The 20268-nt window shown below is 71.0% G+C and carries 17 protein-coding genes; 5 read left to right on the top strand and 12 right to left on the bottom strand.

Annotated features, from left to right (window positions below):
* Nucleotides 1-59 precede the first annotated feature (59 nt).
* From ACZ4UV_RS43385 to atzF, 4 genes are read left to right on the top strand one after another with little or no spacing between them, the layout of a single operon-like run.
* Nucleotides 60-884 carry an urea amidolyase associated protein UAAP1 gene (locus ACZ4UV_RS43385; protein WP_351490230.1) on the top strand — a complete coding sequence of 275 codons (825 nt, stop codon included), beginning with the start codon at nucleotides 60-62 and terminating at the stop codon, nucleotides 882-884.
* Nucleotides 881-1486, top strand: coding sequence for an urea amidolyase associated protein UAAP2 (locus ACZ4UV_RS43380; protein WP_451017205.1), 606 nt, complete (start codon nucleotides 881-883; stop codon nucleotides 1484-1486). The genes ACZ4UV_RS43385 and ACZ4UV_RS43380 overlap by 4 nt, the downstream gene beginning before the upstream one ends.
* Nucleotides 1483-4995, top strand: coding sequence for a 5-oxoprolinase/urea amidolyase family protein (locus tag ACZ4UV_RS43375; protein WP_451017206.1), 3513 nt, complete (start codon nucleotides 1483-1485; stop codon nucleotides 4993-4995). The genes ACZ4UV_RS43380 and ACZ4UV_RS43375 overlap by 4 nt, the downstream gene beginning before the upstream one ends.
* A gap of 17 nt (nucleotides 4996-5012) precedes the next feature.
* Nucleotides 5013-6668, top strand: a complete 1656-nt coding sequence (gene atzF / locus ACZ4UV_RS43370; RefSeq protein WP_467845869.1) for an allophanate hydrolase — start codon at nucleotides 5013-5015, stop codon at nucleotides 6666-6668.
* A 73-nt stretch (nucleotides 6669-6741) separates the two neighbouring features.
* Here the strand turns inward: atzF and ACZ4UV_RS43365 are convergent, their stop codons facing one another.
* The 11 genes from ACZ4UV_RS43365 to ACZ4UV_RS43315 form a co-directional block, all read right to left on the bottom strand.
* Nucleotides 6742-9594 (bottom strand): DEAD/DEAH box helicase, encoded by a 2853-nt coding sequence (locus tag ACZ4UV_RS43365; protein ID WP_390046214.1) that lies wholly within the window; start codon nucleotides 9592-9594, stop codon nucleotides 6742-6744.
* Nucleotides 9595-9678: 84 nt separating this feature from the next.
* The gene (gene tatC, locus ACZ4UV_RS43360; RefSeq protein ID WP_451017208.1) at nucleotides 9679-10620 is read right to left on the bottom strand and encodes a twin-arginine translocase subunit TatC; all 942 of its coding nucleotides are present in this window, start codon (nucleotides 10618-10620) and stop codon (nucleotides 9679-9681) included.
* A 47-nt stretch (nucleotides 10621-10667) separates the two neighbouring features.
* Nucleotides 10668-10952, bottom strand: coding sequence for a Sec-independent protein translocase subunit TatA (tatA, locus tag ACZ4UV_RS43355; protein ID WP_181806521.1), 285 nt, complete (start codon nucleotides 10950-10952; stop codon nucleotides 10668-10670).
* 259 nt (nucleotides 10953-11211) lie between these two features.
* Nucleotides 11212-11406 carry a hypothetical protein gene (locus tag ACZ4UV_RS43350; protein WP_294002768.1) on the bottom strand — a complete coding sequence of 65 codons (195 nt, stop codon included), beginning with the start codon at nucleotides 11404-11406 and terminating at the stop codon, nucleotides 11212-11214.
* A 9-nt stretch (nucleotides 11407-11415) separates the two neighbouring features.
* Entirely contained in the window at nucleotides 11416-11676 is a 261-nt protein-coding gene (locus ACZ4UV_RS43345) for a CpXC domain-containing protein (protein ID WP_351490293.1), read from the bottom strand.
* Nucleotides 11677-11866: 190 nt separating this feature from the next.
* Nucleotides 11867-12877 (bottom strand): helix-turn-helix transcriptional regulator, encoded by a 1011-nt coding sequence (locus ACZ4UV_RS43340; RefSeq protein WP_351490218.1) that lies wholly within the window; start codon nucleotides 12875-12877, stop codon nucleotides 11867-11869.
* Nucleotides 12878-12896: 19 nt separating this feature from the next.
* Entirely contained in the window at nucleotides 12897-13874 is a 978-nt protein-coding gene (locus ACZ4UV_RS43335; RefSeq protein WP_451017778.1) for a helix-turn-helix transcriptional regulator, read from the bottom strand.
* 212 nt (nucleotides 13875-14086) lie between these two features.
* Nucleotides 14087-14458 carry an FKBP-type peptidyl-prolyl cis-trans isomerase gene (locus tag ACZ4UV_RS43330; RefSeq protein ID WP_351490214.1) on the bottom strand — a complete coding sequence of 124 codons (372 nt, stop codon included), beginning with the start codon at nucleotides 14456-14458 and terminating at the stop codon, nucleotides 14087-14089.
* 74 nt (nucleotides 14459-14532) lie between these two features.
* Nucleotides 14533-15531, bottom strand: coding sequence for an FKBP-type peptidyl-prolyl cis-trans isomerase (locus ACZ4UV_RS43325; protein ID WP_390046207.1), 999 nt, complete (start codon nucleotides 15529-15531; stop codon nucleotides 14533-14535).
* 114 nt (nucleotides 15532-15645) lie between these two features.
* Nucleotides 15646-17007 (bottom strand): Pup--protein ligase, encoded by a 1362-nt coding sequence (gene pafA / locus ACZ4UV_RS43320; protein ID WP_028801611.1) that lies wholly within the window; start codon nucleotides 17005-17007, stop codon nucleotides 15646-15648.
* Between the two features lie 9 nt (nucleotides 17008-17016).
* Nucleotides 17017-18276, bottom strand: a complete 1260-nt coding sequence (locus tag ACZ4UV_RS43315) for an MFS transporter (RefSeq protein ID WP_451017780.1) — start codon at nucleotides 18274-18276, stop codon at nucleotides 17017-17019.
* Between the two features lie 88 nt (nucleotides 18277-18364).
* Between ACZ4UV_RS43315 and ACZ4UV_RS43310 the strand changes: the two genes are divergently transcribed.
* On the top strand, nucleotides 18365-19381 hold the full coding sequence (locus tag ACZ4UV_RS43310; protein WP_451017781.1) for a LacI family DNA-binding transcriptional regulator: 1017 nt from the start codon (nucleotides 18365-18367) through the stop codon (nucleotides 19379-19381).
* Nucleotides 19382-19456: 75 nt separating this feature from the next.
* Here ACZ4UV_RS43310 and prcA read toward each other — a convergent pair whose 3' ends face one another.
* The gene (gene prcA, locus ACZ4UV_RS43305) at nucleotides 19457-20215 is read right to left on the bottom strand and encodes a proteasome subunit alpha (RefSeq protein ID WP_451017782.1); all 759 of its coding nucleotides are present in this window, start codon (nucleotides 20213-20215) and stop codon (nucleotides 19457-19459) included.
* Between the last annotated feature and the right edge of the window lie 53 nt (nucleotides 20216-20268).

The raw sequence follows: 20268 nt of genomic DNA, 5'->3' as shown, positions 1-20268 counted from the left end.
CCTAATTTCTGTCGAGCGACAGAAATCTCCCCCGCAGCCGAAGGAGCCGGAGGTCAGCGATGGCGACAGCGACCACGTACGGAGCCCGCGCGCACGCCCGCGCCCAGGAGGGCACCCGCGCCGAGGCCATGCCCGTCGTACCGGCCGCCGACTGGCCGGACCCGCCCTGCGAGGCGGGACACCTGGTGTGGGCCGAGACGGTGGCGGGCGGCAACTACACGCACCGAGTCCTGGCCCGCGGCACCGAGCTGCGCCTGACCGACCCGGTCGGCGACGCCTGTGCCCACCTCCTGCTGTACGCCGACGGCCGCCCCTGGGAACGGCTGAACGTCGCCGACACGGTCAAGGTCCAGTGGAACGCCTACCTCGGTGAGGGCGTACTGCTCCTCTCCGACCAGGGCCGGGTCCTCGCCTCCGTCGTCGCCGACACCTCCGGCCGGCACGACGCGCTCTGCGGCACCTCCACCCTGGCCCGCAACACCGAGCGGTACGGCGACGGCTCCCCGCAGTCGCCCTCCCCCGCAGGACGCGAGCTGTTCAAGCTGGCGGCGGCCAAGAACGGCCTGGAACCGCGCGACCTCCCGCCGTCCCTGTCGTTCTTCCAGGGCGTGGAGGTACGCGAGGACGGCACGCTGGACTTCACCGGCCCGTCCGGCCCCGGCGGCAGCGTCACGCTCCGCACCGAGCAGGACGTGACCGTGCTGATCGCGAACGTCCCGCACCCGGCCGACCCGCGCCCCGACTACGTCAGCTCCCCCCTGGAGGTCCTGGCCTGGCGCGCCGCGCCCACCCCGCCCGGTACCCCCCTCTGGGACGCCACCCCCGAAGGCCGCCGCGCCTTCCTCAACACCCGTGAATTCCTCGCCGCGAGGGGGCTCGCATGAGCACGCAGACCGTCGTCCCGGCCCGCGCGGCCTGGTCCGCCGTGATCCCCGGGGGCGAGACCCTCACCATCACCGACCTGCACGGCAACCAGGCCGTCGACTTCCTCGTCTACGACGCCCACGACACCTCGGTCCGCTACAGCGCGCCCGACACCGTGCACGCCCAGGGCAACATCTTCCTCACCACCGGCAGCGTGCTGCTCTCCAACGAGCACACCCCGCTGATGACGGTGACCGCCGACGAGGTCGGCCGGCACGACACGGTCGGCGGCGCCTGCTCCAAGGAGTCCAACACCCTCCGCTACGGCCACCACACCTGGTCACAGCACGCGTGTGTCGACAACTTCCTGGCGGAGGGCGCGCGTCACGGCCTGGGCAAACGCGACCTGGTCTCCAACATCAACTGGTACATGAACGTGCCCGTCGAGAAGGACGGCACCCTCGGCATCGTCGACGGCCTCTCGGCCCCGGGCCGGAAGCTGACCCTGCGCGCCGAACGCGACGTCCTCGTCCTGGTCTCCAACTGCCCCCAGATCAACAACCCCTGCAACGGCTTCGATCCCACGGCCGTGCAGATGACGATCGCCGGGGCCGCGGAATGACCTCCTTCGAGAAGCTGCTGGTCGCCAACCGCGGCGAGATAGCCGTACGTGTCATCCGCACCGCCCGCGAACTGGGCCTGCGCACGGTCGCCGTCTACTCCGACCCCGACCGCTCGGCCCCGCACGTGCGCCTCGCCGACGAGGCGGTCCGGCTCGGCCCGGCCCCGGCGAGGGAGTCGTACCTCGACGCCGACCTGGTGCTCAAGGCGGCCAAGGACACCGGCGCGGGCGCGATCCACCCCGGCTACGGCTTCCTGTCCGAGGACGCCGCCTTCGCCCGCCGCTGCGAGGAGGCGGGGATCGTCTTCGTCGGCCCGTCCCCCGAGCAGCTGGAGCTGTTCGGCGCGAAGCACACCGCACGGGCGGCCGCGCGGGCCGCGGGGGTACCCCTGGCGCCGGGCACCGGGCTGCTGGCCGACCTGGACGAGGCCCGCCGCGAAGCGTCCGCCATCGGCTACCCCGTCATGCTCAAGGCCACCGGCGGTGGCGGCGGTATCGGTATGTCGGCATGCCGATCAGTCGATGAACTGACCGACGCCTGGGACCGCGTCCAGCGGGTCGCCGCCGCGTCCTTCTCCTCCGCCGGGGTCTTCCTGGAACGCCTGGTCGAGCACGCCCGCCACGTCGAGGTCCAGGTCTTCGGCGACGGCGAAGGCCGGGTCGTCACCTTCGGCGACCGGGACTGCTCCCTCCAGCGCCGCAACCAGAAGGTGGTCGAGGAGGCCCCCGCCCCCGGCCTGCCCCCGCGGGTCCGCGCCCAACTCGCCGCGTCCGCCCGCGATCTGTGCGCCTCGGTCGGCTACCGCTCGGCCGGCACGGTCGAGTTCGTGTACGACGCGGCCCGCGAGGAGGCCTACTTCCTGGAGGTCAACACCCGCCTCCAGGTCGAACATCCGGTCACCGAGGAGATCTACGGCGTCGACCTGGTCGCCTGGATGCTGCGCCTGGCCCGGGGCGAGACCGACGTAGTCCGCGACCCGGGCACACCGCGCGGGCACGCCGTCGAGGCCCGCGTCTACGCCGAGGACCCCTCCCGCGAACACCGGCCCAGCGCCGGCCTGCTGACCCGGGTGGAGTTCCCGGCGGGCGTGCGCGTCGACGGCTGGGTGGAGACCGGCACCGAGGTGACGACGTCGTACGACCCGATGCTCGCCAAGGTGATCGCGTACGGGTCAGACCGCGCCGAGGCACTGCGACGGCTGGACGAGGCACTGGCCCGCACCCGCGTCGACGGCATCGAGACGAACCTCGGCCTGGTACGCGCCGCGCTCGCCGACCCCCGCTTCCACTCCGCCGCCCACTCCACGGCCACGCTCGCCACGGTCACCGACCCCACGCCCCGGATCGAGGTCGTCGCCGCCGGCACGCTCACCACGGTCCAGGACTGGCCGGGCCGCACCGGCTACTGGCAGGTCGGCGTCCCCCCGAGCGGCCCGATGGACGACCGCTCCTTCCGCCTGGGCAACCGCGCCCTGGGCAACCCGGAGGGCGCACCCGGCCTCGAATGCACCCTCCAGGGCCCGTCCCTGCGCTTCACCCACCCCACCACCGTCTGCGTGACCGGCGCCCCGGCCCCGGTGAGGGTCGACGGCGCCCCGGCCGCCCAGTGGGAGCCGGTGACCGTCCCGGCGGGCGGCCTGCTGGAGATCGGCGCCCCTGCCGAGCAGGGTCTGCGCACCTACGTGCTGTTCGCCGGCGGCGGCCTGGACGTCCCCGCCTTCCTCGGCAGCGCGAGCACCTTCACCCTGGGCCGGTTCGGCGGCCACGGCGGCCGGGCGCTGCGCACGGGTGACGTCCTGCACGGCGGGGCCGTGACGGACGGGGAGCCGGTCGCCGAACGCCCGCACTTCACCGCCGACTGGCAGCTCGCGGCCGTCGAAGGCCCGCATGCCGCCCCGGAGTTCTTCACCGAGGACGACATCCGCGACTTCTACGCGGCCGAGTGGAAGGTGCACTTCAACTCGGCGCGCACCGGAGTCCGCCTGGTCGGCCCCAAGCCGCGCTGGGCACGCACCGACGGCGGCGAGGCGGGCCTGCACCCCTCCAACATCCACGACACCCCGTACTCGGTCGGCGCCGTCGACTACACCGGCGACATGCCGGTCCTGCTCGGCCCCGACGGCCCATCCCTGGGCGGTTTCGTCTGCCCCGCGACCGTCCTGAGCGGCGAACGCTGGAAGCTCGGCCAGCTCCGCCCCGGCGACACGGTCCGCTTCACCCCCGTCGACGTCACGGGCGCGCCCCGCCCCGAGATCGTCGACGGCGGTGTCCTCGCCCGGGACGGTGACGTGACCTACCGGCGCAGCGGCGACGACAACCTGCTGGTCGAGTTCGGCCCCATGCAGCTGGACCTCGCCCTGCGGATGCGCGTCCACGCCCTGATGGAAGCGGTGACGGCGGCGGACCTGCCCGGGGTCAGGGACCTCACCCCCGGCATCCGCTCGCTCCAGGTCCAGACGGACCCGGCCGCTCTCCCCCAGTCCGAACTCCTCGCCACGGTGCGGGAGATCGTCGCCTCGCTCCCGCCCACCGACGAACTGGTGGTGCCCTCCCGCACGATTCACCTCCCCCTCTCCTGGGACGACCCCGCGACCCGTGAGGCGATCGCCCGCTACATGGCGGGCGTCCGCGACGACGCCCCCTGGTGCCCGTGGAACATCGAGTTCATCCGCCGGATCAACGGCCTGGACTCGGTCGATGACGTCTACCGCACGGTCTTCGACGCGGAGTACCTGGTCCTCGGCCTCGGCGACGTGTACCTGGGCGCCCCGGTCGCCACCCCTCTGGACCCGCGCCACCGCCTGGTCACCACGAAGTACAACCCGGCCCGCACCTGGACCGCCGAGAACTCCGTCGGCATCGGCGGCGCCTACCTGTGCATCTACGGCATGGAGGGCCCGGGCGGCTACCAGTTCGTGGGCCGTACGACCCAGGTGTGGTCGGGCTGGCAGCAGCGCGGCGCGTTCGAGCCGGGCATGCCGTGGCTGCTGCGGTTCTTCGACCGGATCAGGTGGTATCCGGTGTCCGCGGACGAACTCCTCGACCTGCGCGCCGACATCACCTCCGGCCGGTTCGTGCCGCGCATCGAGGAAGGCACCTTCTCCCTCTCCGCGTACGAGGCGTTCCTCACCGAACAGGCCGTGTCCATCGAGAGGTTCCGGTCACGGCAGCAGACGGCCTTCGGAGCGGAGCGCGACGCGTGGGAAGCGGCGGGCGAGTTCGCGAGGGCGGAGGCCTCGGTCACACCGGCGGCCGCACCGGCCGAGGTGTCCGTCCCGCCGGGCGGCCACCTGGTGGAGGCCGAGTTCGCGGCCTCGGTATGGCAGTTGAACGTAGCGCCGGGCGACGAGGTGACGGCGGGCCAGCCGCTCCTCGCCCTGGAGGCGATGAAGATGGAGTCCAGGGTGCACGCGCCGATGCCCGGTGTGGTGACGGAGATCCTGGCCCGGCCCGGCGACCAGGTGGAGGCGGGGACGGCCCTGCTCGTCCTGGCCCCGGCCGCGAACTGAGCGACAGGAGCAAGACCATGTCCAGCACCGTCTCCCGGGTCCGTGCCGCCTACGCACGCATCGAGGCCGTCGACCGGCCCGAGATCTGGATCGACCTGCGCCCGCGGGAGGAAGCCGAGGCGGAGGCCCGTGCGATCGACGAGCGGGTGGCCGCGGGGGAACACCTCCCCCTGGCGGGCCGCCTGTTCGCCGCCAAGGGCAACATCGACGTGCACGGGCTGCCCACGACGGCGGGCTGCCCGGCGTACGCGTACGAACCGCAGGCCGACGCCCCCGTGGTGGCCCGCCTGCGCGCGGCCGGCGCACTCGCCCTCGGCACCACCAACCTCGACCAGTTCGCGACCGGCCTGGTCGGTACCCGCTCCCCGCACGGCGCGGTCCGCAACGCGATCGACCCCCTCCGGATCAGCGGCGGCTCCAGCTCCGGCTCGGCCGTCGCCGTGGCCCTCGGCATCGTCGACCTCGCCCTCGGCACGGACACCGCCGGCTCGGGCCGGGTCCCGGCCGCCTTCAACGGCATCGTCGGCCTGAAACCCACCCGCGGCCTCGTCCCGACGGCCGGTGTCGTCCCGGCCTGCGCGTCCGTCGACTGCGTGACGGTGTTCGCCCGCACCCTCGCGGAGGCGGAGCAGGCCCTGTCGTACATGGCGGCCCCACCGGACCGCACGCTCCCGCCGCTCCCCCAGCGGGCCCCGGGCCCCTGGCGGATCGCGGTCCCGCCGCTCTCCCAGCTCGGCGAGCTGGACGAGGGCTGGGCGGAGGCCTACGCGGAGGCGGTGGACCGTCTGAGGGCCGCGGGCGCCTCGGTCCGCCCGCTCGACCTGACCCCGTTCACCGAGGCGGCGGCGATGCTCTACGAGGGCGCGTTCGTGGCCGAGCGCTACACGGCGGTGGGTCCTTTTATCGACAAGTTGATCTCATCCGGCGGCGAGGGCCTCGACCCCACCGTCGCCGGCATCATCACCCGGGCCCGCGACATCCCGGCCCACCGGCTCTTCACCGACCAGGACCGCCTGGCGGACCTGCGCACCCGCGCCCTGGCCGAACTCGCCGACGCGGACGCCCTGCTGCTGCCCACCGCCCCCGGCCATCCCACCCTCGCCGAGGTGGCCTCCGACCCGCTGGGCGCCAACGCCCGCCTGGGCCGCTTCACCAACTCCACGAACCTCTTCGACCTGGCGGCGCTGGCGGTCCCGGCGGGCGAGGTGGACGGCCTGCCGTTCGGCGTGATGCTGATCGGCCCGGCGTTCACGGACACCCGCCTCGCCACGATCGCCCGCGCCCTGGAACCGAGGGTGAGCCTCGCGGTGGTCGGCGCCCACCTGACGGGCCAGCCCCTGAACCCGCAGCTCCTGGCGCTGGGGGCGGTACTGGACCGCACGACGACGACGGCACCCGCGTACCGCTGCCACGCCCTCCGGACGAGCCCACCGAAACCGGGTCTGGTCCATGTCGGCGGGGGTGGCGCGGCCATCGAGACGGAGGTGTGGACCCTTCCCCCGGAGGGCCTGGGCCGCCTGCTCGCGACGATCCCCCGCCCGATGACGCTGGGCACCGTGGAACTGGCGGACGGCACCAGCGTCCCCGGCTTCCTGTGCGAACCGAGCGCGCTCGTAGACGCCGAAGACATCACCCACCACGGAAGCTGGCGAGCCTTCTTGAAAGAGGCCTAGGAAAAGCGCCCCGTCAGGGGCGCGGGGAACTGCGCGACCAGCCACACCGCACCCGCACCCGCCAACGAATCCGTCACCCAACCGACGAGTAGGCCACAACCCCCCGCAGCACAAGATCAACCGCCTTGCGCGCAGCCTTCCCCACGGTCGAGCCCTCCACAGGAGAAGCCGCCGAGATCTGCCCCAGCACGTCGATGACCTGCTTGCACCAGCGGACGAAGTCGCCGGCCGGCATCTCCGCCTCCCGCAGCACCTCGTCCAGGCCCATCCCGGACGCCCACATGTAGGCGGCCCAGGCGAAGCCGAGGTCCGGCTCGCGCTGTCCGACGCCCTCGGTCTGGTTGATCCGGAAGTCCTCCTCAAGGGCGTCGAGGCGCCCCCAGATCCGCACCATCTCGCCGAGCGCGGCCTTGGCCTTGCCGGAGGGCAGCTTGGGCGCCATGGCGTCGTCGCCGACCCGGGCCTCGTACACCAGCGCCGAGACGCACGCGGCGAGTTCGGCGGGGCCGAGGCCCTCCCAGACGCCGGCCCGCAGGCATTCGCTGGCGAGCAGGTCGAGTTCGCCGTAGAGGCGGGCGAGCCGCTTGCCGTGTTCGGTGACCTCGTCGCCGCGCAGGTAGTCCAGCTCGGTCAGGAGCGCCACGATCCGGTCGAAGGTCCGGGCGATGGTGTTGGTCCGGCCCTCGATGCGCCGCTCCAGCTGCGAGGTGTCCCGGATCAGCCGGTGGTAGCGCTCGGCCCAACGGGCATGGTCCTCGCGGTCGTTGCAGCCGTGGCAGGGGTGCGCGCGGATCGCGGTGCGCAGCCGGGCGATCTCGCGGTCGTCGGCCGCCTGTGACCGCTTCTTGCGGGCCCGCTCCGGCGGGATGTGCCCGGCCTTGGTGCGCAGCGCGGAGGCGAGGTCCCGACGGGACTGCGGGGAGCGGGGGTTGAAGGACTTGGGGATCCGCATCCGCTCCAGCGCCTCGACCGGCACCGGGAAGTCGATGGAGGCGAGCCGCTTGACCTGCCGCTCGGCCGTGAGCACCAACGGCCGTGGCCCGTCGTGCTGTTCGAAGCCGCGGTGGCCGTTGGACCGCCCGGCGGGCAGCCCGGGGTCCAGCACCAGCGCGAGGCCGGCGTACTTGCCGGTCGGGACGTGGATGACGTCGCCCGGTTTGAGCTTCTCCAGGGCGACGGCCGCCTCGGCGCGCCGCTGGGAGGCGCCCTGCCGGGCCAGTTCGGTCTCGCGGTCCTTCAGCTCCCGCCGCAGGCGCGCGTACTCCTCGAAGTCGCCGAGGTGGCAGGTCATGGACTCCTTGTAGCCGGCGAGCCCTTCTTCGTTGCGCTGGACCTGGCGGGAGATCCCGACGACCGACTTGTCGGCCTGGAACTGCGCGAACGACGTCTCGAGCAACTCCCGCGAGCGGTGCCGCCCGAACTGCTCGACCAGGTTGACCGCCATGTTGTACGACGGCTTGAAGCTGGACCGCAACGGATAGGTGCGGGTGCCGGCGAGCCCGGCGAGGTGCTCGGGGCTCATGCCGCGCTGCCAGAGCACCACCGCGTGGCCCTCGACGTCGATGCCGCGGCGGCCCGCACGGCCGGTCAGCTGGGTGTACTCGCCCGGGGTGATGTCGGCGTGCTGCTCGCCGTTCCACTTGACGAGCTTCTCCAACACCACCGAGCGGGCGGGCATGTTGATGCCGAGCGCGAGGGTCTCGGTGGCGAACACGGCCTTCACCAGGCCGCGTACGAAGAGTTCCTCGACGACCTCCTTGAAGGTCGGGAGCATGCCGGCGTGGTGGGCGGCGATACCGCGCTCCAGGCCTTCGAGCCACTCGTAGTAGCCGAGGACGTGCAGGTCCTCCGGCGGGATGGAGGAGGTCCGCTCCTCGACGAGGGCGCGCACCTTTTCCCGTGCCTCGTCGTCGTTGAGCCGGAGGCCGGCGTACAGGCACTGCTGGACGGCGGCTTCGCAGGCGGCGCGGCTGAAGATGAAGGTGATGGCGGGCAGCAGGCCCTCGCTGTCGAGCCGTTCGATGACCTCGGGGCGGCCCGGTGTCCACACCCGGGACCGCTGCCGGCGCTCCCGCTCCCGGTCGGCCTCGCGCATGGCGCGGCCGCGTCTGCGGTCCTGGTACGACGGACGCTGTGCCTCCATGCGGGCCAGCCGGGCGAGGTCGGGGTTGACGGCCTTCTTGTGGCCCTCGCCCTCCTCGAACAGGTCGTACATCCGGCGTCCGGCGAGCACGTGCTGGAACAGCGGGACGGGCCGGTGCTCGGAGACGATGACCTCGGTGTCGCCGCGGACGGTGTCGAGCCAGTCGCCGAACTCCTCGGCGTTGGAGACGGTGGCCGACAGGGAGACCAGGGTCACGGACTCCGGGAGGTGGATGATCACCTCTTCCCAGACGGCGCCGCGGAAGCGGTCGGAGAGGTAGTGGACCTCGTCCATGACCACGTAGCCGAGGCCGATGAGGGTCTGGGAGCCCGCGTACAGCATGTTCCGCAGGACCTCGGTGGTCATGACGACCACGGCGGCGTCCGGGTTGATGCTGTTGTCGCCGGTGAGGAGACCGACCATGCCGTCGCCGTAGCGGCGGCAGAGGTCGGCGTACTTCTGGTTCGACAGTGCCTTGATGGGTGTCGTGTAGAAGCACTTCTTGCCCTGCATGAGGGCGAGGTGGACGGCGAACTCGCCGACGATCGTCTTGCCGGAGCCGGTGGGGGCGGCCACCAGTACGCCCTTTCCGGCTTCGAGCGCCTGGCAGGCCTCGATCTGGAAGGGGTCGAGGCCGAAGTCGTACATCTCGCGGAACGACGCGAGCGCGGTGGCCTGCTCGGCGGCCCGCTTGCGGGCCGCCGCATACCGCTCGGCCGGTGAGAGGTCCTCTGTCATCGTGCTTTCGAGCGTACCGGTCCCCACTGACAACAGGACGATCATTATCCGGAACATGGGACAACGGACAACAAAGAGGTGCCCGCGTCGTGGGACGCGGGCACCTCCGGTGGCTGTGGTCGCCCTGTGTCAGGTCACGTCGTCGTATCCGTTGACCCGGTCCGGGCCCTCGGGCAGCGCGCGGCTGGCGGAGACGGTCTCGATCTCGCCGATGTCCTCGGGGGTGAGGTCGAGGTCGGAGGCCTCGTCGTCGTCGAGGCCGTCGTCGTCGCGGCGGCGCCTGCGCCGGTCGTTGAGGAGGGAGAACGCGACCGCGCCGAAGTACAGCACCCAGATCGGTCCGGCGAGCGCCAGCATGGAGAGCGGGTCGGTGCTCGGGGTGGCCACGGCCGCGAAGATCGTGATGCCGAGGATCATGGCCCGCCACCAGCCGAGCATGCGCCTGCCGGTGATGATTCCGGTGAGATTGAGGAACACCAGGAGCAGCGGCAGCTCGAAGGAGAGACCGAAGACGATCACCATGCGGGTGACCAGCTGCAGCAGGTCGTCGAGCGGCAGCAGGTTGCTCACGCCGTGCGGGGTGAAGCCGATGAGCACCTTCGCGGTGGTCGGCAGGACCTTGTAGGCGAAGAAGGCGCCGCCGAAGAAGAGCGGGACGCCGGTGCCGACGAACGCGTAGGCGTACTTCTTCTCGTGCCGGTGCAGACCGGGGGCGACGAAGGCCCACAGCTGGTACAGCCAGACCGGCGAGGCGAACACCACACCCGCCATCAGGGAGACCTGGAGGGCGAGGGTGAAGGGCGCGAGCAGACCGTTGATGGTGATCTGCGCGCACTGCTCGTCACCTTTCGTCGTGTTCATCTCCGAGAAGGTGTGGTGGCAACCGACCGAGTCGAGGATCGGCTTGGTGAGGAAGTCGATGATGTTGTTGTAGAAGAAGGCGGCGACCACCGTGATGACGATGATGGCCAGCATGGCCTTCGCGAGCCGGTTGCGGAGCTCACGAAGGTGATCCGCGAGAGGCATCCGCCCCTCGGGATCCTTCTCCTGATTGCGGGCAGACTTTGGCAACCCACGTCCTCATCTCGTGCGGCAGGCCGGGGGCTACCGGCCTTGCGTCAGCGCTGGGTGGTGTCCGACGGCTCGTTGACCGGGCGGGCGCTGGTCACGTCGCCGGGGGCCGCCTGGATGGTGCGCTGGGCCTGGGACTGCTCACCGGAGGCGGGGGCCTGGGCGGAGGTCGTGGTGTTGCCGTCTTCCTTCATCGCCTTGGCCTCGCTCTTGAGGATGCGAGCGGACTTGCCGAGCGAGCGCGCCATGTCGGGAAGCTTCTTCGCGCCGAACAGCAGGATGACGACGACGAGGATGAGAATGATCTCGGGGGCGCCGAGCCTTCCGAACATAAGTCTTTACCTTCTCACCGAGGCGGCTGGGTGGGATGCTGTCCGATCCGTCGGACATGCGTCCGAGTGATCGTGCTCTCAGCGATCGTAACGCTCAGGGGTAAACGTGAGGCAATCCCCGTGCGTACTCCCGGTCCGCGGAACGGGCCTCGTTCTCCGTGCCGCGTCAGCAGCGTACCTTTCCCTGCGGGCACCGTGACAGGGCGAAGTGACGCAAACCGCTTATGGCCCACTACTCACATCGCTTCCACAGCGGGCGTCACAGTGCGTCGACAGTGCGGGCGGCGCTCTCGGCCGCCCGCTCCAGGTCCTCCGCGGCCCGGTTGATGCGCCGTGCCGAGTCCGCGACCTGCGCGCCCAGCCGCCGCGCCTCCAGGAAGACCCGGACGGCGAGCACGCCGAGCACGGCGAGACCCACGAAACCCACAGCTACCGCGACCATCGCCCAGAACATGGGGCGAGCCTAGACGGTGGGGTGCAGCCGCAGGGTGCGGACCCCGCCGCCGGTGAGCAGTTCGACGATCCGCTCGCCGGCGGGCTTGCGGACGGCGGCCCCGCAGTCGGGGCAGGTGAACGAGTAGAACGTCGTCTTGCTGGTGGCTCCGATGGCCAGGCGCAGGGCGCTCGCGGTGAGCTCGAAACTGCCCCGGCAGTCCGGGCAGCCGGCTCTGAACACCACGGGGACCACTCTTCTCATCCCGGCGAAGGCGGCCGCGACCGTCATCTCCCGCGCGCCCGCGCCACCGGAACCCGAAGACTCGTCCAGAACCCCCGATGACTCGTTCAAAACCCTCGCCCCTCCTTCTTGATCGTTCGCCTTCGGCGCGCCTCGGCCGGTGTCGAGGGGGGCGACCGTGCTCGACCGTGCGGGCCGCCGCGCGGTCACCCCCTCGACACCGGCGCGCCACTCCGGCTCACTCATGCCCTTCCTCGTCGCCGTGCCCGACGTGGTCGTACGCCGCCAGTGCCTCGCGGGCCGCCCGGCGGGCGGCCTCGGCCAGCTCGGGCGGTGACACGATCCGGCCGTCGCCGCCGAGCCTGAGCGCCAGCCGGCGCAGGGAGGCCGGATCGGGGGTGCGCAGGGTGATACGCAGCCCGCCGTCGGGAAGCTCATCCGCGCTGTCGTGCGGGTAGTACTCGGCGACCCAGCGGCCGCCCGGGCCGACCTCGACGACCACCTCGGGGTCCTCGGCGGCCGGCTGCACCAGCGCCTCGGACAGGTCGCGCAGCTCGATCTCGGGGGGCGCGGACGGCTCGTCCAGGATCTTGATCTCCGCCACCCGGTCGAGGCGGAAGGTACGCCGGGCCTCGGAGCGGCGGCACCAGGCCTCCACATAGGTGTGGCCGACGCTGACCAGGCGGATGGGGTCGATCTCGCGCTCGGTGACCTCGTCGCGGGCCGGTGAGTAGTAGCGGATCCACAGCCGGCGGCGCTCGGCGATCGCCCGGTCGACGTCGGCGAAGACCCCGCCCTCGGACTCGAAGGTCACCGACAGCCGGGCGCTGGCGTCGCCCGCCTCGCCGGCCGCGGTCTCCACCTTGGCGGTGGCCCGCAGCAGCGCCTGCCGGTCGCCCTCGCGCAAGCCGGGCAGGGTGGCCACCGCGCGGGCGGCGACCAGGAGGGCGGTCGCCTCGTCGGCGGCGAGCCTGAGCGGTTCGGCGGCCTCCTCGCCGAGCGCGGCCGCGTTGTGCCACCAGATCCGCTCACCGTCGGTGTCGATGTCCAGCAGATCGCCGCCCCGGAAGCTGGTGCCGCACATGGGCAGCACGTCGAGGTCGGAGACCAGCTCGTCCTCGGTGATACCGAAGGCGCGCGCCACGTCCGCGATCCGGGCGCCGGGGCGCTCGCGCAGGTAGGTCACCAGGGAGAGCATCCGCCGGGTCTGGTCGATGGCGTTCACGGGCCTGACCGGTTTGCCTGCCACTGCCTTGCTCCGCTCCCCCTCAGCCCTTGGCCACGGCACGCAGCCGGTCCACGACGTCCGCCCGCAGCTCGGCCGGCTCCAGGACCATCACGTCCGGCCCGAACTCCACCAGCCAGGCGTCCAGCCCGTGCCCGTACGGAATCTCCAACTCGTCCCACCCGTCTCCGAGTTCCCGCACCGCGGTGGCCTTCGCCCGAAGGGGGTACCCGGACCCGGAGCGCAGCCGGATCAGCGCGGAGCGGTCCGCGATCTCACCGGCCCAGCTCGCCACGGTCTCGCGGACGGTGACGACGTCCGGGACCGGCGCGGTGAAGGCGGTGCCCCGGGAGCGGACCTTCCCGGTGATCCGGGACAGCCGGAACACCCGCTCGGCGCCCCGGTCACGGTCCCAGCCCGCCAGGTACCAGTGGCCGCGCCAGCACTCCAGGGCCCAGGGCTCCACGTTCCTGGTCCCGGGGTGGGCGGCGGTGGCCTTGCGGTAGTCGAAGACGACCGGGCGGCGGTCCCGGCAGGCCAGCATCAGCGGCTCGAAGGCGGCCTCGTGCACCGGGATGCGCGGCTCCAGGGCGCCGTGCGCCTCGTACGGGTCGACGTCCTCGGGCAGCCCGGCCGCGCGCAGCTTCTGCAGGGCGCCGCTGGCGGCGCCGGCGAGCCGGGCCTGCTGCCAGACCTTGGCGGCGAGACCGAGGGCGGCGGCCTCCTCGGCGTCCAGGGTGATGGGCGGCAGGCGGTTGCTGTCACGGCGCGCCAGGTAGCCGACCTCGCCGTCCAGGTTCTCGACGGTCTCGATCACCAGCCCGAGTTCGCGGAGGTCGTCCTTGTCGCGCTCGAACATCCGGCTGAAGGAGTCGTCGCTGCCCGCCGCACCCCTGCCCGGCCCGGAGGCCTCGACGTACGCCTCGATGGAGTCCCGCAGCTCACGCTTGCTGAGCGGCCGCCGCGTCCCCAGCAGGCACAGCGCCAGGTTCATCAGCCGCTCGGCCTTGGCAATGGCCATCGACGCCCTTCGCCTTCCTTATGGTGCTTCTGACCGATGACCGTACCGCTCCGGAGTGTCACGGCAAAAGCCAGTACAAATGACGAGGTCCGAAACGGACACGACCCGACAAACACCGAGGGCCCGCGCGCACGGCACGGGCCCTCGTCCAGCCGGTTTCCGGCCACGACCGGTCGGCGCCCGAGGGCGCCGGGCCGGGGCGGGGCGGGGAATCAGACCGCGATCAGGTCCACGACGAAGATCAGCGTCTCGCCGGGCTTGATCGCCGGTGTCGGGCTCTGGTCGCCGTAGGCGAGGTGGGCCGGGATGGTCAGCTGGCGACGCCCGCCGACCTTCATGCCCTGCACACCCTGGTCCCAGCCCTTGATGACCCGGCCACCGCCCAGCGGGAAGCGGAACGGCGCGCCCCGGTTCCAGCTGGCGTCGAACTCCTCACCGGTGCTGAACGCGACACCCACGTAGTGCACGGTGACGGTCTGACCCGCCTGGGCCACCTCGCCGTCACCCTCCCAGATGTCCTTGATCTCCAGGTCGGCCGGGGCCTCGCCCTCGGGGAAGTCGATCTCGGGCTTGTCGATGCTCACGTCTAGGGCTCCTGCTTGTGTACGACACTGAACCCGGACAGTCTTTCATCCCCGCCCGGGTCACGCCCGCGCGACTACATCGCCGCAAGAATGTCCACCGTGAACACCAGCGTCGAACCCTTCTTCACCACGCCGCCGCTCGGCGGGTTGTTCCCGTAGGCCAGGTCCGGCGGCGTGACGACCAGGATCCGGCTGCCCACCTTCTTGCCGGTGATCCCCTGCGCCAGCCCCTTGAGAACCTCCTGCATCTGCGCGATCGAGAACTGGGCCAGCCGCCCGGTCTCGTACGTCTGCTCGAAGGCCTTGCCGCTCTCCCAGACCTCGCCCTTGAACTGGCACAGGATGGTCTGCGCCGACTGCACCGCCGGGCCGTCGCCCTCCAGCACGTAGTTCGACACCAGCTTCTTCGGCGGGTCCGCCTTCGGGATGTCGATCGACGGGGCCTTGCCGTCCGTGTTCGTGCCGATCTTCGGCAGCGCGGCGTCGCTCTGCGCGACCTCCTTGCCCGTGCTGGAGCTCTTCGAGTTGAACGAGTTCAGGATGTCCACCACGAACACCAGTGTGTCCGTGCCCTTGATCCCCGCCTGCGAGTTGCCCGCGCTGCCGTACCCCCAGGTCGGCGGCACGGCCATCAGCACCCGGCTGCCGACCTTCTTCCCGGCCAGCCCGTACCGCCAGCCGTCGATGATGCTGCCCGCGGCCAGCTGCATCAGCAGCGGCGTACGGTCGTACGACTGGTCGAAGACCTTGGCCGTCGACCAGATCTGCCCCAGGTAGTTGGCCTGGATGAAGTCGTTCTCCGCGACCGCCTTGCCACCGCCCGCGATCACCGTCTTGACCGCCAGGTTCTTCGACGGATCCCCGCTGCCCTTGGCGACCGTCGGCTTCTCGTCGAACTTCGTGCCCGCCGTGATCGCCGGCAACGGCCCGTCCACGATCTTCGGCGGCGGCACCGAGGCGGAGGCCGACGGCGAGGCGCTGGCCTTGCTGGAGGAGGACGAGTTGTCACCACACCCGGCGAGCGTGACCAGCCCCGCGGGAACAGCGGCAAGGAGAAGAGAGCGTCGGCGCACGGAAGAGCCTCGTAATCGGTCGATCTTGCGGATGGCGTGCGCGCAACTCTACGACGTGAGAAGGGCGCCGTACGGAAAACGTACGGCGCCCGTGTGGCGTTCTGAGCCGATCTCTCACATACCGGCGATGAGCTTCTCCACCCGGTCGTCGACCGAACGGAACGGATCCTTGCACAACACCGTGCGCTGCGCCTGGTCGTTGAGCTTCAGATGCACCCAGTCGACCGTGAAGTCCCGGCGCTGCTCCTGCGCCCGCCGGATGAAGTCACCGCGCAACCGGGCCCGAGTCGTCTGCGGCGGTACCGACTTGCCCTCGAAGATCTTCAAGTCATTGCAGATCCGCGCGGCTTGACCCTTCTTCTCCAGCAGGTAATACAGACCCCGACGACGGTGAATGTCGTGATAAGCGAGGTCTATCTGCGCCACGCGCGGATGCGACATGGTCATGTTGTGCTTGGCCCGGTACCGCTCGATGAGCTTGTACTTCATCACCCAGTCGATCTCGGTGCCGATCCGGTCCAGGTCCTCGGCCTCGATCGCGTCCAGCGTCCGGCCCCACAGCTCCAGCACCTGCTCGACCGTGCCGGTCCGGATACCGCGGCGCTCGCAGAAGTCCACGGCCTTCTCGTAGTACTCCCGCTGCACCTCGAGGGCGGAGGCCTCCCGGCCGCTGGCCAGACGCACCTTGCGCCGGCCCGTGATGTCGTGGCTGACCTCGCGGATCGCCCGGATCGGGTTCTCCAGGGTCAGGTCCCGCATCACCGTGCCCGCCTCGATCATGCGCAGCACCAGGTCGGTGGCGCCGACCTTCAGCAGCATCGTCGTCTCGGACATGTTCGAGTCGCCGACGATGACATGCAGCCGGCGGTAGCGCTCCGCGTCCGCGTGCGGCTCGTCGCGCGTGTTGATGATCGGCCGGGAACGCGTCGTCGCCGAGGAGACGCCCTCCCAGATGTGCTCCGCCCGCTGGCTCACGCAGTACACCGCACCGCGCGGCGTCTGCAGCACCTTGCCGGCGCCGCACAGCAGCTGCCGGGTCACCAGGAACGGAATGAGGATGTCCGCGAGCCGGGAGAACTCCCCGTGCCGCGCCACCAGATAGTTCTCGTGGCAACCGTAGGAGTTGCCCGCCGAGTCCGTGTTGTTCTTGAAAAGGTAGACGTCGCCCGCGATTCCTTCCTCATGCAGGCGTCGTTCGGCGTCCACCAACAGCCCTTCGAGAATGCGCTCGCCGGCCTTGTCGTGGGTGACCAGTTCGGTCACATTGTCACACTCGGGTGTCGCGTATTCCGGATGTGAGCCCACGTCGAGATAGAGCCGGGCGCCGTTCCGCAGAAAGACATTGCTGCTACGGCCCCATGACACGACACGGCGGAAGAGGTACCGCGCCACCTCGTCAGGCGACAGGCGGCGCTGTCCCCTGAACGTGCACGTGACGCCGTACTCGTTCTCCAGCCCGAAAATGCGGCGGTCCATGACTGAACATTACGCCCGATCCCCTGAGCTGAAACGGGGTTCGGCAGCACGATTTGGATCATTTTCCGAACCGGCCGCAACCACCGCACCCCCACCGGGAGCTGCGAGGACCCGCCCCGTGACCGTCAGGACCAGCAACGACACACCCCCCGCCGCACCCGGCACGGCGAACCCCCACAGGGCCCCGCCCGCCTCGACCACCGGTCCCGCCAGGCCCGTTCCCACCGACGCCCCCACTGTGAACGTCGTCACAAGCCAGGAGAACGCCTCGGTGACCGTACCGACCGGCGCATGCCGGTCCACCAGCACGAACGCACACGCGATCGCCGGCGCCAGGAACACCCCGGCCAACACCGTGAGCAACACCATGGCCAACGCTCCCGGCATCAGCATCAACGGCAGATAACACACCGCCAGAAGAGCCACCAGCACCCGCAGTCGCCGCGCCGGCTCCCCCGCCCACCGCCGCGCCCCGTAGACACTGCCCCCCAGCAGCGCACCCATCCCCAGAGCCGCCATCATCCAGCCGTACACCGCGTCACCGCCGTGGCCGTCCGCGTACGGCACCGACGCCACCGTGATGGAACCCAGCGCCATCCCCACGAACAGGAACGCCGCCAGCAGCGCCAGCAGCCCGGACGAACGCAGCGCCCCCAGCCAGTGCGCGTCACGCGGCGCCGAACGCCACGCCCTCGACGGCGGCGAGACCACGACCGACAGCGCCCCCAGAACCCCCACCACGTTCACGACGAGCAGCGCCGCCTGCGCCGACCACAACGACACGCACAACGTCACCAGCAACGGCCCCACCGTGAACATGACTTCCTGCGCCACCGCATCCATCGCATACGCCGTGTGCACCTGCTCCTCGGCACCGAGGACACTCGGCCACAGGGCTCGCAGACCACCCTCCAGTGGCGGGGCGAACAACCCGGCCGCCGCCACGGCCACGTACGCGACCGCCGGCGACCCGGTACCCACGAAGGCGAACACGGCCATCGCGACGGCCGACGCGAGCGCCGCGGGCAACTGGACCCGCGGCTGCCCGCACAGGTCCACCAGCCGCCCCAGCACCGGCTGCCCCACCGCGTTGGCCACCCCGTACACCGCCGCGAGCGCCCCCGCCAGGCTGTACGTACCGCCCTCCGCCCGCACGAACAGCACGATCGCGATCGCGGCCGTCGCGTTCGGCAGCCGTCCCACCAGCGTCCCCGTCAGCAGCCGGGCCGCGTGCCTCGCCCTGAGGATCTCCAGGTACCCCGCGGCCATGTCCCACCTCCACGTTTTACGTATAACCTCGCCTCCCATACGTACCATGTGCGCTGTTCACACGTCCAGACGAAGGAGCCCACCCCCCGTGCCACCCAGCAGCACGCGCCCCACGAGCCGCGACGTCGCCCAAGCCGCCGGCGTCTCCCAGGCAGCCGTGTCGCTCGTGCTCGGCGACAAATGGCGCGGCCGCGTCTCCGAAACCACCGCCCAACGCGTCCGCGAAGCCGCCCGCGACCTCGGCTACCGCCCCAACCTCGCCGCCCGCAACCTCCGCCTCGGCCACACCCGCACCGTCCTCCTCGTCGTCCCCGCCCTCACCACCGAATTCTTCGCAGGCGTCTACACCGGCGCCGCCCGCATCGCCTCCGCACACGGCTTCGGCGTCGTCCTCTACCCCTCCCCCGAAGGCATCGGCCCCGCCCGCGACCCCTTCGCCTCCGCCCAGGCCGCCCTCGACGGCGTCATCGCCTCCTCCATGGCAGCCGACGCCCTCACCGCCATCCGCGGCGACCAACTCCCCCTCGTCATGCTCGACAGCGACCCCCACGGCAGCCTCGGCGCCGCAACCGTCAACCTCGACATCGCCGACGGCGTACGCCAGGTCGCCGACCACCTCCTCGGCCTCGGCCACCGCCACTTCCTCCACCTGGCCGCCGACGTCCCCTCCTGGACCTTCGAAGTACGCGCACGCGAACTGGCCGCCCGCACCGCGCGAGTCCCCGGCACCTCGGTACGCACGGTCCGCGCCCCGATCTCCATCGAGGACGCCCACACCGCCACCGAAACCGCCCTCGCCGCACCCGGCCCCCGCCCCACCGCCCTCGTCTGCGACGACGACAAACTCGCCGCCGGCGCCTACAAAGCCCTCCGCCGCCAAGGCCTGCGCATCCCCGACGACATCTCCGTCACCGGCCTCGACGACCTCGCCCTCGCCACCGCCATCGACCCCGAACTCACCACCGTCCGCCTCGACGCCGAACTCTTCGGCGAACGCGGCATGCAAGCCCTCCTCGCCGTCCTCGACGGCCGCGAACCCGAACACGGAGACATCCCCGTCGAACTGGTCGTACGCGGCTCCACAGCGCCCCCGCAGCCGTCGTAGCCCCCAACCACAAACGCCCGCGCCCCGTCCGGTGACCACCGGACGGGGCGCGCAGAGCGGGACCGATACGAACGACTACTCGACGTCTCCGCCGGACTCCTCGGCCTCGTCAGCCTCCACCGCCGTGGCCGCACCGCCCGACTCCAGCAGCCGCGACAACTGCGGACCGACGATCCGCTTGAACTTCCGCTGCTGCGGACGCGTCCGGTCCAGCACCGCGACCTCCAGCCGCTCCGCCGGAATCTCCCGCTGCGTACCGTTCGACTCCCGCGACAACGCCGTCACAGCCAGCTTCAGAGCCTCCGCCAGGGTCATACCCTCCCGGTGCTCACGGTCCAGATACGTACTGATCTGCTCCGCACTGCCACCGACCGCCACCGAACCGTGCTCGTCCACGATCGAACCATCATGCGGCAACCGATAGATCTGGTCACCCTCCGGAGTCTCCCCCACCTCCGCCACGACCAGCTCCACCTCGTACGGCTTCTCCGCCGCCGACGAGAAGATCGTGCCCAGCGTCTGCGCGTACACGTTCGCAAGACCCCGCGCCGTCACATCGTCACGGTCATAGGTGTAACCACGCAGATCGGCGTACCGCACCCCACCGATCCGCAGATTCTCGTACTCGTTGTACTTACCGGCGGCCGCGAAACCGATCCGGTCATAGATCTCGCTGAACTTGTGCAGCGCACGGGACGGGTTCTCACCGACGAACACGATGCCGTCGGCGTACTGGAGCACAACCAGACTGCGGCCACGCGCGATGCCCTTGCGGGCGTACTCGGCACGGTCCGCCATCGCCTGCTGAGGTGAGACATAGAACGGCGTCGACACCGGTATCCGTCCCCTTCCTTAGGGTTCCGTCGAAGTCACTGGGATCACCTTGA

The sequence above is a fragment of the Streptomyces sp. NPDC028289 genome, assembly GCF_055565975.1.
Note: the sequence above shows the minus strand (reverse complement) of the source record. Positions and strands in the feature narration are given on the sequence as shown.